Source organism: Vibrio sp. 10N.286.51.E5 (assembly GCF_041469125.1).
In the GTDB taxonomy this organism is placed as follows: Bacteria; Pseudomonadota; Gammaproteobacteria; order Enterobacterales; family Vibrionaceae; genus Vibrio; species Vibrio crassostreae_C.
Map to the genome: position 1 here is coordinate 1 of NZ_JBFRJZ010000015.1, position 13,014 is coordinate 13,014.

A 13,014-nucleotide genomic window follows, 5' to 3' on the forward strand; every position below is an offset into this window, starting at 1 on the left:
CAAAGATCAACACGCCCTAAAACCTTAGTTTGCAAAAATTGTTATAAGAGTTAGAAGCAGGATCGAATGTTCCAATAAATTTGGTTGCGTTGGCGATTTTTTGCCTGATTCCTTGATATTTACGTTGTCAATGAAAGCGAATTCAAGAAATGCCTAAGCTATGCGTATTTATTTCTTGTAGGACAGTCTCGAATTGGTTAAAACAATTATCACCTAGATTTACGCATAGGCTCATTCGTTGAGTCCAATAATTGCAATTTTGAGATAACAAGGAAGTACAATGATTAAAGAAAACACATACTTTGAAGGTGGCGTTAAGTCGTTAGCGTTTAACCAAGCAGGCGCTGATGTGAGTGTTGGTGTGATGGCAGCTGGCGAATACACATTCGGTACTGCGGCTCCAGAAAAGATGACCGTTGTTAAAGGTGCTTTAATTGTAAAGCGTGTTGGCGATGATGACTGGACGACATACCAATCTGGTGAGTCTTTTGACGTTGCGGGTGATTCTTCATTCGACCTACAGGTAAAAGAAGCGACAGCTTACCTGTGTGAATATCTGTAACTCGCTCTAAATTCGTTTAATTAGGGCACCGTTGGTCTCTGATTTAATAGAAAAAAACCACGCTCTAGGAGCGTGGTTAAATAAGTGATAGTAACCGGCAGTGGATAGTGTCACTTGTTTTTGCAGTCATCAAATGGATGACCAAATCGTTGTTCGTTGCAAAATCTTTTCAATCTTCAATCTTCAATCTTCAATCTTCAATCTTCAATCTTCAATTCAAAGCTCAAAGACAGACATTGGTAAATCAGTAAGTCTCAAATACGCCGTTGTTGTAATCCTGAATCGTCTGTTCAATCTCTTCCATTGAATTCATGACGAACGGACCATAGTGCACAACAGGTTCATTAATCGGTTCACCAGAAAAAACCAGTACACCTGAATCTTCTAAGCTGTCTAAAGAAATCCATTCAGCTTTGGTGAGCAGGGCAAGCTGACCTTGCTTGATCACTTTGTCGCCAATCTTAATGCTGCCTCGGTACACATAAGTCATGGCATTGTGATTAACATTAGTCCCTAACGTCACTTTTTGCCCAGAATGAGAGCGCCAATCCGCAACGCTTAATGGCACACCTGTTTTCTGTAATGGACCCTGCGCTCGTAAAGCCTCTGAATCCTTGTCAGTTTGGTTGTGCAGTTCAAACCCTCCGGCAATCACTCTTAACAAACCACTTTGTTCACTTTGATGCTCCGCGATGCTTTCACTTTGGAAATCGTGATACTGAGCTGGCTGCATTTTGTGTGTCGCAGGTTGGTTTATCCAAATCTGAAAACCATGCAGCGCACCTTCTTCCATCATTGGCATTTCGCTGTGAATGACACCACGGCCTGCGGCCATCCATTGAGCGCCACCGCTGCGTAGCTCTCCAACATTCCCCATATGGTCTTTGTGTTGGAAGTGACCTTGGAGCATGTAAGTGAGCGTTTCTATCCCACGGTGAGGATGTGGAGGAAAGCCGCCAACATAGTCTTTGCTTTCATCCGACTTCAGTTCATCAATCATTAAAAATGGAGAGAAACGTGCGTTATTAAAACCTGCGAGTCGTTGGATTTTGACGCCATCACCATCTGAGGTGGCATGTGCTGTAATCACATGATCTACTGCTCTTACATTCGTCATTTTGAAACCCTCATAAACTTGAATAGCTGTAGTTTATGTAATTTGATTTAAAAAGAAGATGGCACAGCGTTGAGTGACTTATTCGAAAATCTTGAACAGGTAACAATATGAAATTATGTCTATACTCAATAGAGAGTATATCGCCAAGGAGGCCGCTATGGCAGTTCAGCAAAAACATGGCGAAAGGCATGGTCGGATAGGTTTTGATAACGACTTTACAACGGAGCAAAGCCAGCGCTTTACAGAGGTTGCAAACAGCGCGGTTAAACGCCGCGTGAAAAAACGTGAGATAGAAGCGCCGTTTATTCAGTCAGCTAAGCAAGCCGCTTTTAAAACCGTGGTGAGGCGACCTAAAGGGAATAACCCAAACCGAACACGTCAAGTCATATGGATTATTATGATCGGGTTAGTGAGTCTTTGGCTTATGTACCTTGCAGGTTAGCAGCGCCGCTCCGTTATAGGAATGGCTAGCGTTGGCGCGTTTTTAATAGCGTAACATTGTTCCCTTCGATCTTCGCTTCAAAGCAATCTTCAAGTTCAGATGAATCCGGTGCTGAGCTAACAAGGCTCGTTGGTAGTTCTTCTATCAGGGTCGATACTGGGTTGTCGTGATAATAAGCATATCGGTTTTTTCCTGAATGCTTGGCAACATACATCGCTTTATCAGCACATCTCGTCAGCTCATGTAATTCTTGGGCATCTTGCGGATACAAAGCAACCCCAACACTTAACGTCAATTCCTTGATTCTCTCGTTTGTTTGGCAGCCGCTTTCGAACAGCCCGCAGATCCTATCTAGAATGCCGTCTAGATCTTTACGAGTTGGCACATCGTAGAGCATCAGAACAAACTCGTCTCCAGCAAAGCGCGCGATGGAATAATCGTATTCATGGCTTTTTCTGTCTCTGGTTCGAATGTTGTTGCTCAAGCGATTGGCAAAATGCTGTAAGACACTGTCTCCCACATCGTGCCCGTAGCTGTCGTTAATGCCTTTAAAGTCATCTATATCCAAAAAGACCAATGCCGTAAGTGATCGCTCACTATCCACGGTGGCTAGTTTTTCTGTCGCCCAGCGTTCAAAGCTCCAACGGTTTGCCAAGCCGGTTAACTGATCTCTGTAAGCGAGATCTTCAATGCCTTCTTTATACAGGCGTTGAATATAACTGACGGCTTTTGTGTAGTAATAGGCGGATGTGTGGCACACCAAGCTCATGGTAAATAAGCTAAGGAAAAATCTGTGTGTGCTGTTAAATGGTAAAGAAAAATTGTTGGGCATTGCTGTAATCAAGGTGCTGATGAACAGGCAAAACGAGGTGCTGAAGATTATGCCAATTCTGAAATCATTAATGAAAATGACCGCGGCCAGAATTGGGTAGAGCCAGAGGATGCGATCTGGGATGGCGTGACTGTACAAGAATAGGATGACGCCCTGAACTAGAAGAACACCACTCAGAATCAATTCGGAATACTCAGGATTGATGACTTTTCTTACATATAAAGCGTTAGAAATGGCAATGATGGCGAAGCACAATTCGAATATTGACAGCGTGTAATGTTGGCCTTCGAAGTAAGCCCAAGTATAGAAAATGAATAACGCAGCGGCAGTCAGTGAAAAGGAGTGGACAATTTTTTGCTTGCGGGTGGATCGTATGTCCGCCATTTCTTCTAGGTGCCTGCCGACGAGCCTTTTCATGTGATCTGTGCCAAAGTTTTTGATAATGGTGTTAATAGTAGATTAAATAACAAGCTATGCAGAGGCTTAGATGTCTATTTAGTGTGACTACTATCAATGTTTCATATGAAAGGCTGTTCAATCAATTCCAAATAGTGATGTATATCACCGATGGTGCTGGTCATCTCTAGAAGATTAGATTTAAGCATCAAACTTGTAACCGTTGTTTGATGTTTATCTACTTGCTTTCCAGAGAGTTACTCCACATAGTTTGTAAACGACCAAAATTAAGAAAGGCTCATTATGTTAATTACCTTTAGTTGTAAAGCTCATGCTAGTGTCACGATGTTTGGTGAAGTCGGCCTCCAGTTCATCAAGGTGCTTGGGCATAGCGGCTCCATCCCAGGTGCTATGGATGCTTCAGAGGTTCCTCAAGCTCTGGATAATCTACGTGCTGCTATTGCAGCAGAGCAGAGCAAGTCCGTAGAGCATGAAAATACTGATGACGACAATGAAGAAGAGGTGGTTGAAGCGCCTGTTAATATCGGTAGTCGAGCGTTCCCACTGGTTGAATTATTAAAAGCTGCCATCAAAGATGAATGTGAAGTAATGTGGGAAGACGGTAGCGGCAAGCGACTGTAGTACGATTCACGCGAAACGTAACAAGCCTATTGAATCTATTTTAATCAGAATGAATGCTGAACCAGTATCGGACACACCATGACCATGGAGTTTTATGGTGATGAACCGATACTGGTGTTTTTTTAGTGAAGTAATCCACTCGTTTCTGTTTATTTACAAGGTTCGTCAGCCCTGAAATGAGTGACTTTTGTTATCGTAATATCAATCCATAACAGACCGTAAACAAAGTGATGCTGTTCACGCTTTCTTGACTCCCAATTCTGAACTAAGAATTTTTCCTAGTTATTCTAAGACCCTCTCTCATGCGGTCGATTTTTAGACTCCTTATTATTTCACGGTCAACTAACAAACAATGTATGGCCGCAATTATGCCGTGCAGACCTCACAAAAAATAAGAGAGTTCACAATGTTAAAGTTCCTAGATCAGGTTCGAAAACCGACGCTGGATCTTCCGGTCGAAACTAGAAGAAAAATGTGGTTTAAACCATTCCTACAATCTTACCTCGTCGTGTTCATTGGCTATCTAACCATGTATTTGATCCGTAAGAACTTCAATGTCGCGCAAAACGACATGATTTCTACTTATGGATTATCGATGACGGATCTAGGTCTTATCGGTCTGGGTTTCTCTATCACTTACGGTATCGGTAAAACCGTCGTTTCCTATTATGCCGATGGTAAAAACACCAAGCAGTTCCTGCCATTCATGCTTGTCCTTTCTGGTATCGCTATGTTGGGCTTCAGCTTCAGTATGGGCGGTGGCAGTGCTAGCTTATTCTTGATGGTTGCCTTCTATGCGTTGAGTGGTTTCTTCCAAAGTACCGGCGGTCCTTCAAGCTACTCGACCATCACTAAATGGACGCCTCGTAACAAGCGTGGTTCTTATTTAGGCCTTTGGAATATGTCGCACAACGTGGGTGGCGCAGGTGCCGCTGGTGTTGCTCTGTTCGGTGCTAACTACCTTTTTGATGGCAACGTGATCGGTATGTTTGTGTTCCCATCAATCATTGCGATTGTGGTTGGCTTTATTGGTATGCGCTTTGGTAATGACTCTCCAGAAGCCTATGGTCTAGGTACGGTTGAAGAGTTGTTTGATGAAGAAGTCAGCGAAGAAGATACGGCTGCTGAAGAAAATCAAATGACTAAGAAAGAGATCTTTGTTGAATACATCCTGAAAAACAAAGTGATCTGGTTGCTCTGCTTCGCGAATATCTTCTTATACATTGTTCGTATCGGTATCGATCAATGGTCTACCGTTTATGCGTATCAAGAGCTAGGTCTATCAAAAGAAACCGCGATTTCAGGCTTCACTCTGTTTGAGGTTGGTGCACTGGTCGGTACGTTAATGTGGGGTTATCTGTCAGACCTTGCGAACGGACGCCGTGCTTTGGTTGCTTGTGTATCGCTTGGCCTGATTATCGTTTCGCTAGAGTTCTACCAGCATGCAACCAGTGAGTTCATGTACCTAGCATCACTGTTTGTGCTTGGTTTCCTAGTATTTGGTCCTCAGTTGCTGATTGGTGTTGCTGCAGTAGGTTTCGTGCCTAAGAAAGCAATCAGCGTTGCGGATGGCGTGAAAGGTACATTTGCTTACTTAATTGGTGACAGCTTTGCCAAACTTGGCCTAGGTATGATTGCAGACGGCACACCTATTTTTGGCTTAACGGGTTGGAAAGGCACGTTCGCAGCGCTTGATACGTCAGCTGCCATTTGTATCGTGTTACTGCTATTCGTTGCGGTTGCGGAAGAGAAGAAGATTCGCCACGCTAAGAAAATACACTTAGCGTCTCAAAACGCGTAGCGAGTCTCACGTGCTTTATTGGTTTAAAGCACGTGAGATCATACCAATCGTTAGTTCGATTCAGTATCATCTCTATTAATAAACTTAATTTTAGATAGCTCCTGTTGGGGCTATTTTTCTTTCTTACTCTTAATTTTGGTTAATATCATGATTAATGTTGCGCTTGTTGATGACCACGTCATTGTTCGATCTGGCTTTGCTCAATTACTCAGTCTTGAAGCTGATATTACGGTCTTGGGTGAATTCAACTCTGCGGCGGAAGCGCGCCTAGGATTGCCAAGCTGTCACCCTGATGTCGTGATCTTGGATATCTCAATGCAGGACGAAAGTGGCCTGAGCTTATTGGAAGAGATTCCATCTGGCATTGCCAGCATCATGTTGAGCGTTCATGACTCTCCGGCGATGGTTGAGAAGTCATTAGAGTTAGGAGCCAAAGGTTATCTCAGCAAGCGCTGTAGCCCTGATGAGTTAATCCAAGCCGTACACACGAGCGCAAATGGTGGCTGTTATCTCACGCCTGATATCGCCATAAAGCTTGCGACACCCATGAAGAATAAAGCCTCTTTAAATCAGCTCACCCGCAGAGAAAGCGAAGTGTGCCAGTTATTGGCAACAGGGCTCGATGTAAAATCTATCGCCGTAGAGCTAGGGGTTAGCCATAAAACGGTGCATGTACACCGTGCCAATGCGATGGACAAACTCAATGTTAAGAATAACGTCGAGTTAGCGAAACTGTTTACACAAGACCAGTACTAATGCGTTCTTACCTAGCCACCTCCCTGTGTGGGTTTTTTATGGCTGGTTGTGCATGGTTCTGTTTATGGGTTATTGCCTTCTATTTCATTAATGACCCTGAGTTAGCGATTCTGCTTTTCCCGTTTTCACTTCGACTGGGAATGACGCTGCACACTCGCACCCACTATTGGCCTGCCATCTATATTGCAGAGTGGGGGCTCGCGATTGCTTTAGCTCTACTGCTTGATGAACCTCAATGGCTGACGATACTCATCGCCAGTGGATTGAGTATTCCTGCTACGCTAATTGCCAAGCGTTATTATTCTGGTGACCAGAATCGTCACTTGTTAGTGATGGCGAGCTTAATCATGGTCACAGCATTCATTAACGTTGCCGTGGTGAGTTCTCATGTTCCGGCTGTTTACATGGTGTGGTTGGTAAGTATCACTGGCGGATTGATGCTGGTACCGATGTGTTATCTAGTCTGGAACTACCTATTCCAAAACAAGTGGGCGCCACTGAGCTCTTACTTAATCAATAATGTCGTTGAGTTCAAAATCCGTCACATCGCTTTATATAGTGTCTTGTTGGTCGCCAGTATTTTGATACAAACCAGTTTGCCTGATGAACTAAGGCGCTTCGCCCCGTTCTGTATGGCGATCCCTATTATCTTGCTCGCGGTTCGTTACGGGTGGCAAGGCGCTCTGCTTGCAACAATGTTAAATAGTGTCGCGTTGATTGCAGCCCACAGCGGAACATCCAAACTCGAAATTACCGACTTGCTCTTGTCTCTGTCTGCTCAAACCATCACCGGTATATTACTTGGTTTAGCGGTTCAAAAGCAGAAAGATCTCAACTCCAAATTGCGAAGTGAACTCTCCAGAAATCAAAACCTTTCACGTCAGTTAGTTACCGCTGAAGAGTCGGTTCGTCGTGATATTGCGCGTGAACTGCATGATGAAATCGGCCAAAACATCACGGCAATTCGTACTCAGGCAAGCATTATTAAACGTGTCGACGCGGCTGAGATGAGCGTTCGCTGTGCGGGTACCATTGAATCATTATCTTTGAATGTTTATGACACCACCAAACGTCTACTTACAAAATTAAGACCTAAGATGCTGGACGATCTGGACCTAAAAGATTCCGTGGAACAGCTTATTCGAGAGATGGAGTTTTCGGATCACGGCGTTGATATTCAGTTAAATTGGCAAGGTGATTACTCGTGTTTGAGTGACACGCTTAAGGTCACTATCTTCAGGCTGTGCCAAGAATCTCTAAACAATGCCTCTAAATACGCCAACGCGAGCGAAATCAGAATTGAACTGCTTTTAGGTGACCAGGCTTATCTTCAGATATCAGATAATGGCATTGGTTTTACAGCGCAAGATCTTCTCAAAGGAATGGGTGTTCGTGGTATGCAAGAGCGTGTTCAGGCGCTCGGCGGCAAGATGACAATCAACGCTAATGGCTCATCTTCGGGTACCAATATCAGCGTTACATTACCTAAAGTGTGAGAACGAATATGTTTGGATTTCTGCGCTCAACAACGTCAGAGAGTGATGCTCTAACTGATGATGAGGTCAATCAGAGTTATCGCTATTGGCGCCTTCACATCATGATAGGAATGTATGTCGGCTATGCGGGTTTTTACTTCACTCGTAAAACCTTTAATTACGCCGCGCCTGCAATGATCACCGATCTAGGTTTGGACAAAGGCGATATCGGCTTAATTGGCACGCTCTTTTATCTTTCTTATGGCTTATCGAAATTTATCTCAGGCACGATATCGGATCGGTCGAACCCTCGTTACTTCATGGGGCTTGGCCTAATCGCGACTGGTCTGATAAACATCGCGTTTGGCTTTTCGAGTTCGTTAGCGGCTTTTATCTCGCTATGGGTACTGAATGCATGGTTCCAAGGTTGGGGCTGGCCATCGTGTTCCAAGTTATTGACGACTTGGTATTCTCGCTCCGAAAGAGGCTTTCGCTGGGCAATCTGGAATACAGCGCACAACGTTGGTGGAGCGCTTATCCCTATTCTTGTGGGTTATCTAACGCTGCAGTTCAGTTGGCGAGCTGGGTTTATCTGGCCGGGTGTGATTGGTGTTTTTATCGGTCTTATTGTCTGCTGGCGCTTACGTGACAAGCCCACCACCATGGGACTTCCGACGGTAGGGAAGTGGCGCAGTGATCACCTGGAATTAGCGCAAGAGAGCCATGGGCAAGGGTTAAGCTATCGAGAGATCCTGAAAACCTATGTGTTCAGCAATAAGTACATTTGGTTGCTCGCCTTTAGTTATGTGTTGGTTTACATCGTAAGAACGGCAGTTAACGACTGGGGCAATTTATACCTCACCGAAGAACACGATTACAGTTTGATCAACGCCAACGCTGCCTTGTCTCTGTTCGAGATAGGAGGTTTTGTTGGTTCACTTGTTGCTGGGTGGGGATCGGATAGGTTGTTTGGTGGCAACCGCGGTCCAATGAACATCTTGTTTGCGATTGGCATCTTCCTTTCGGTTTCGGCTTTATGGCTTATGCCTTTAACCAACTTTGTGTTTCAAGCGGCTGGGCTATTCTGCGTTGGCTTTTTTGTTTTTGGCCCTCAAATGCTTATTGGCATGGCGGCGGCGGAATGTTCACATAAAGACTCTGCCGGGGCGGCGACAGGTTTTGTTGGCTTGTTTGCTTACATGGGTGCAGCACTCTCGGGTTATCCATTAGCGCTCGTTCTAGAAACTTATGGCTGGAGTGGATTCTTCATTACCATCTCTACTTGTGCTGCGGTCATCGGTTTACTGCTACTCCCTTTTCTACAAGCTCAATCACCTCAGAAAAGTGCAGAGGTTCGCTCTGGCTTTTAAGGAGCCTTCTCGATAACAAGATAGTCGCTGGTGTTTGTATTGTTGCTTGTATTGCTGCTGTAACCAGTGCGATACAAGCAGCTATCTGATCCAGCGCTTTCTACTCGTGATATTCAAATGTGACTCTTTTCACGCTTTTCATCGATCTCACCTGTTTCTAAGAATTTTTCCTATTGCGTCTAAGACCTCATCTCATGTGGGTTCTAGCCGAGCTCTGTAGTCTTTCTAATTATTTACGTTATTAGAAATCAGCTCTCTGAATTGTGTTCAAAGGGCTCACTACGGAAAACGCCATGTCACTCAGCCACTTCTCAGAACCCTCATTTTTCCCAATGGAAAACACCATCCAAAATTATGCATGGGGGAGCATTTCTTCGATACGTGAACTGTTTGGCTTTAAGAATGAGTCACAAGAACCACAAGCGGAAGTTTGGATGGGAGCGCATCCGAAAGGTTGCTCAATGGTCAAGCTGGACCAACATTTAGTGCCTCTATCTGAGCTGATTAACAAGAATAAATCGGCCTACCTATCAACCGATATTGCGCAGGCGTTTGGTGAGCTACCATTCTTATTTAAGATCTTAGCGGCAGAAAAGGCGCTGTCGGTTCAGGTGCACCCAAACAAGCGACAAGCTGAAATTGGCTTTGCGAGAGAAGAGCAAGCAAGAATCCCTCTAACCGCAGGGCATCGTAACTATAAAGACTCAAACCACAAGCCTGAATTGGTTTACGCGGTCACTGAATACCAAGCGATGAATGGCTTTCGAGAGTTCGATGAAATATTAGGTCTGTTCAGAAAGTTAGATTCGAGCGAGCTGGCTAGTTTGGTTGAACAGTTTGGCAATAACCTTGATTCTCTAGGTTTAGAGACGTTTTTCCGCGATCTATTAACGTTGAATGAACAACGTAAACATCAAGCATTAGAGCAACTTCTGACTTACGCGGCTGCTCATCAAGACCAAGCGGAGTTTGCTTTGGTTATTGAGCTTAGTCATCAGTATCCAAACGATATTGGTCTATTTTGTGTTCTGCTTCTTAACTTGATCACATTGAACCCGGGTGAAGCGATGTATTTGAATGCGAATACTCCGCATGCTTACATTAAGGGAACTGGGCTCGAGATCATGGCAAATTCAGACAACGTTTTGCGAGCAGGTTTAACGCCAAAGCACATTGATGTCGCCGAGTTGGTTGCCTGTACAGAGTTCAAACCGATCCCGTTTGAACGCTTGTTGTTAGCGCCCTCAAAACTGGGTCAATGTGATAGTTATGATATTCCTGTCAGTGATTTTGATTTCAATATCTTTCATCGCCCTCAGCAAGAAGAAGTGATCACAAGCGGTGCTGAAATTTTGATGGCAATAGATGATGATTTAACGTTAATGAGTCAGAAAGGTGAACACCTAACACTCACCAAAGGGCAATCGGTATTTATCCCAGCTTATATTGGTCATTATGTACTGAGCAGTAATGGGCGAGTGGCTAGGGCGTTTAATTAGAGATGGTGTTTGTGGTATAGATTGAGATCCATCCCCACAAAATCATCATCTCCTTCATCAACAACGTGATAGCCAAGCGATTGATAAAAGTTAATAGCACGAGCATTACTTTTAAAACTCGATAGAGTGACTTGACTAAGTTGCTCTGCCATAGCTTTTTTATGTATGAGAGTCATGACTTGCTTGCCAAGCGAACGACCTTGGTACTGGGGGAAAATGATCAGCAAATGAATATGGTATGCGTTGTCATAAGGTTTAAAGCAGGCGAGCCCCACTCTTTTATTTTCGCGATATACCCAATGAAACCAAGATGGATGGTATTCGTTTAAAAGTCGTTGACGTTGAAAGTCGTCATCCCAGCCGAAAACGCTATCTACGTGTATGAAGATACCTTGTTTAACACACGCAAACAGTTCATCGAATTCAGAATTTGAAGCGAGTTGGAGTTGTATGTTCTCTTCTTTCATTGCCACTTTTACCGCTTCCTTATCAAACGCCTTTGAATAAGCAAACAGTAACATAATTGAAGAAGCCGAATTAGCTTAGATTTGCGAAGTGATGAAACCAAAAAGCCATGCGTGATGCATGGCTAAGAATAAAGTCTTGGATTGATTTTTCTATACGATCTTAAGCGCGTGATGGCGCGTGAGCTGTTTGTGTAGCGAGTCTTTGAGCTCCATGCGTTCTACTTTGAGGTTGTGCATGCTGTCGTCATCGATAGGGCTGCCAGAGATTTCTAGCTGACGGATGTCGTAGTCGAGTTGGTGGTATTTCTGCATGTCTGCTTTGAATTTTTCGTCGTCGTGGTTGAGCTGAACAATGTCTAATTTAAGATCTGGGAAATCTAAGATAAAGGCATGGTTTTCATTGAGCATTGGCACTTCCTCTCTAGTCGAATTATTAACAGTATAGAAGTAATTTTTCGAAAGAAATGTGGTTCAAAACACAAAGCCGTAAAGCGATCAAAAAAGGGCGTAAACTCGTAGAATTATCCTCGAACTTGCGCCCTTTTGTATGTATATAGCTAACTATTTATAGTTATATGTTTAGAAATATAAGAGTTTAAAGCAGAAAGTTTACTTTGCTTTCTTACCAGAGCGTTGCTGCTCTTTGTGTGCAAGCTTCTCTTTTTTGCGTTGCTCGATAAGGTGAGCAGCTTCGCCGCCTACGTGGGTTTCGCCACGAGCATTCGACAGTTGAACTTGCTTTTCACGTTCACGGAAACGGGCTTTCTGCTCGTCGCTGTGCTTATCAATACACTTAGGGCAGCTTACGCCTTTCTCGAAGTGTTTAGAGGCTTTGTCTTCGTCAGTGATTGGCAGGCGACACGCGTTACACACATCGTAACCGCTCTTTTCTAGCTGGTGGTTTACTGCAACTCGACCATCAAATACGTAGCAGTCGCCTTCCCACATACTCTCTTCTTCAGGTACCTCTTCTAGGTACTTAAGAATGCCGCCTTCAAGGTGATAAACCTCATCAAAGCCTTGCTCTTTCATGTAGGCTGTTGATTTTTCGCAACGAATACCGCCAGTACAGAACATCGCAACTTTCTTGTGCTTCTTAGGATCAAGGTTGTCTTCAACGTACTGAGGGAACTCACGGAAGGTTTCTGTGTTTGGGTTTACGGCATTTTTGAAGGTGCCGATGTCCACTTCGTAGTCGTTACGAGTATCAACCAGAATCACATCAGGATCAGAGATCAATGCGTTCCACTCGTTTGGTTTCACGTAAGTGCCAACAACATGGCGTGGGTCGATGCCCTCAACGCCCATGGTTACGATCTCTTTCTTAAGCTTAACCTTGGTGCGATTGAATGGTTGTTCTTCGTTGAACGACTCTTTGTAAACAACATCAGCCAAGCGAGAATCTTGTTTGAACCATTGAAGAAGGGCGTCGATAGATTCGCGCTTACCTGCAACGGTACCGTTGATGCCTTCACTCGCAAGTAACAAAGTACCGCGGATTTGGTTGGCTTCTAACACGTCGGTTAGTGGCTGGCGAATTTCTTGGTAATCATCAAGTGCTACGAATTTATACAGAGCACATACAACATATTGAGACATGGTTTTTCCTTTCTGCGAGCTGGAACGTAAATCCAGAGCGGTTGCCTATTCAGATC

Annotated in this window: 13 protein-coding genes; 8 read left to right on the plus strand and 5 right to left on the minus strand. The window is 44.1% G+C overall.

The window, feature by feature from the left end:
- Nucleotides 1-280 precede the first annotated feature (280 nt).
- Nucleotides 281-562: a pyrimidine/purine nucleoside phosphorylase gene (locus AB4161_RS04955; RefSeq protein ID WP_017089998.1), complete on the plus strand. Its 282-nt coding sequence runs from the start codon at nucleotides 281-283 to the stop codon at nucleotides 560-562.
- Nucleotides 563-806: 244 nt separating this feature from the next.
- Here AB4161_RS04955 and AB4161_RS04960 read toward each other — a convergent pair whose 3' ends face one another.
- Complete coding sequence (locus AB4161_RS04960; protein WP_372082913.1) at nucleotides 807-1,679, minus strand: pirin family protein; 873 nt, start codon at nucleotides 1,677-1,679, stop codon at nucleotides 807-809.
- A gap of 157 nt (nucleotides 1,680-1,836) precedes the next feature.
- Here AB4161_RS04960 and AB4161_RS04965 point away from each other — a divergent pair, with 157 nt between their 5' ends.
- The gene (locus AB4161_RS04965) at nucleotides 1,837-2,121 is read left to right on the plus strand and encodes a hypothetical protein (protein WP_017061541.1); all 285 of its coding nucleotides are present in this window, start codon (nucleotides 1,837-1,839) and stop codon (nucleotides 2,119-2,121) included.
- A gap of 25 nt (nucleotides 2,122-2,146) precedes the next feature.
- On the opposite strand, the gene AB4161_RS04970 is transcribed toward AB4161_RS04965, so the two are convergent.
- Nucleotides 2,147-3,337, minus strand: a complete 1,191-nt coding sequence (locus AB4161_RS04970; protein WP_372082976.1) for a GGDEF domain-containing protein — start codon at nucleotides 3,335-3,337, stop codon at nucleotides 2,147-2,149.
- Nucleotides 3,338-3,652: 315 nt separating this feature from the next.
- Between AB4161_RS04970 and AB4161_RS04975 the strand changes: the two genes are divergently transcribed.
- The 6 genes from AB4161_RS04975 to manA all read left to right on the plus strand — a co-directional run bounded on the left by AB4161_RS04975 (nucleotide 3,653) and on the right by manA (nucleotide 10,892).
- Complete coding sequence (locus AB4161_RS04975) at nucleotides 3,653-3,991, plus strand: DUF1840 domain-containing protein (RefSeq protein WP_372082914.1); 339 nt, start codon at nucleotides 3,653-3,655, stop codon at nucleotides 3,989-3,991.
- A gap of 406 nt (nucleotides 3,992-4,397) precedes the next feature.
- A complete protein-coding gene (uhpT, locus tag AB4161_RS04980) occupies nucleotides 4,398-5,792 on the plus strand; it encodes a hexose-6-phosphate:phosphate antiporter (protein ID WP_017061544.1) in 1,395 nt (464 codons plus the stop codon).
- A gap of 147 nt (nucleotides 5,793-5,939) precedes the next feature.
- Entirely contained in the window at nucleotides 5,940-6,548 is a 609-nt protein-coding gene (gene uhpA / locus AB4161_RS04985; protein ID WP_372082915.1) for a transcriptional regulator UhpA, read from the plus strand.
- On the plus strand, nucleotides 6,548-8,044 hold the full coding sequence (gene uhpB / locus AB4161_RS04990; protein WP_372082916.1) for a signal transduction histidine-protein kinase/phosphatase UhpB: 1,497 nt from the start codon (nucleotides 6,548-6,550) through the stop codon (nucleotides 8,042-8,044). The genes uhpA and uhpB overlap by 1 nt, the downstream gene beginning before the upstream one ends.
- 8 nt (nucleotides 8,045-8,052) lie before the next feature.
- Nucleotides 8,053-9,393 (plus strand): MFS transporter, encoded by a 1,341-nt coding sequence (locus tag AB4161_RS04995; protein ID WP_136977837.1) that lies wholly within the window; start codon nucleotides 8,053-8,055, stop codon nucleotides 9,391-9,393.
- A gap of 293 nt (nucleotides 9,394-9,686) precedes the next feature.
- Entirely contained in the window at nucleotides 9,687-10,892 is a 1,206-nt protein-coding gene (gene manA / locus AB4161_RS05000; RefSeq protein WP_372082917.1) for a mannose-6-phosphate isomerase, class I, read from the plus strand.
- Here the strand turns inward: manA and AB4161_RS05005 are convergent.
- The 3 genes from AB4161_RS05005 to AB4161_RS05015 all read right to left on the minus strand — a co-directional run bounded on the left by AB4161_RS05005 (nucleotide 10,889) and on the right by AB4161_RS05015 (nucleotide 12,958).
- A complete protein-coding gene (locus AB4161_RS05005) occupies nucleotides 10,889-11,413 on the minus strand; it encodes a GNAT family N-acetyltransferase (protein ID WP_372082918.1) in 525 nt (174 codons plus the stop codon). The two genes, manA and AB4161_RS05005, sit on opposite strands and share 4 nt — an antisense overlap.
- 96 nt (nucleotides 11,414-11,509) lie before the next feature.
- A complete protein-coding gene (locus AB4161_RS05010; protein ID WP_009846137.1) occupies nucleotides 11,510-11,767 on the minus strand; it encodes a YdcH family protein in 258 nt (85 codons plus the stop codon).
- A gap of 201 nt (nucleotides 11,768-11,968) precedes the next feature.
- Nucleotides 11,969-12,958 carry a rhodanese-related sulfurtransferase gene (locus AB4161_RS05015; protein WP_017065056.1) on the minus strand — a complete coding sequence of 330 codons (990 nt, stop codon included), beginning with the start codon at nucleotides 12,956-12,958 and terminating at the stop codon, nucleotides 11,969-11,971.
- Between the last annotated feature and the right edge of the window lie 56 nt (nucleotides 12,959-13,014).

What these genes read in the sequence shown, in the direction of transcription:
- AB4161_RS05015 (WP_017065056.1), bottom strand. Translation starts at nt 12,958, where the DNA reads ATGTCTCAATATGTTGTATGTGCTCTGTATAAATTCGTAGCACTTGAT.
- AB4161_RS04965 (WP_017061541.1), top strand. Translation starts at nt 1,837, where the DNA reads ATGGCAGTTCAGCAAAAACATGGCGAAAGGCATGGTCGGATAGGTTTT.
- AB4161_RS04970 (WP_372082976.1), bottom strand. Translation starts at nt 3,337, where the DNA reads ATGGCGGACATACGATCCACCCGCAAGCAAAAAATTGTCCACTCCTTT.
- AB4161_RS04995 (WP_136977837.1), top strand. Translation starts at nt 8,053, where the DNA reads ATGTTTGGATTTCTGCGCTCAACAACGTCAGAGAGTGATGCTCTAACT.
- manA (WP_372082917.1), top strand. Translation starts at nt 9,687, where the DNA reads ATGTCACTCAGCCACTTCTCAGAACCCTCATTTTTCCCAATGGAAAAC.
- AB4161_RS05010 (WP_009846137.1), bottom strand. Translation starts at nt 11,767, where the DNA reads ATGCTCAATGAAAACCATGCCTTTATCTTAGATTTCCCAGATCTTAAA.
- AB4161_RS05005 (WP_372082918.1), bottom strand. Translation starts at nt 11,413, where the DNA reads ATGTTACTGTTTGCTTATTCAAAGGCGTTTGATAAGGAAGCGGTAAAA.
- uhpT (WP_017061544.1), top strand. Translation starts at nt 4,398, where the DNA reads ATGTTAAAGTTCCTAGATCAGGTTCGAAAACCGACGCTGGATCTTCCG.
- uhpB (WP_372082916.1), top strand. Translation starts at nt 6,548, where the DNA reads ATGCGTTCTTACCTAGCCACCTCCCTGTGTGGGTTTTTTATGGCTGGT.
- AB4161_RS04975 (WP_372082914.1), top strand. Translation starts at nt 3,653, where the DNA reads ATGTTAATTACCTTTAGTTGTAAAGCTCATGCTAGTGTCACGATGTTT.
- AB4161_RS04960 (WP_372082913.1), bottom strand. Translation starts at nt 1,679, where the DNA reads ATGACGAATGTAAGAGCAGTAGATCATGTGATTACAGCACATGCCACC.
- AB4161_RS04955 (WP_017089998.1), top strand. Translation starts at nt 281, where the DNA reads ATGATTAAAGAAAACACATACTTTGAAGGTGGCGTTAAGTCGTTAGCG.
- uhpA (WP_372082915.1), top strand. Translation starts at nt 5,940, where the DNA reads ATGATTAATGTTGCGCTTGTTGATGACCACGTCATTGTTCGATCTGGC.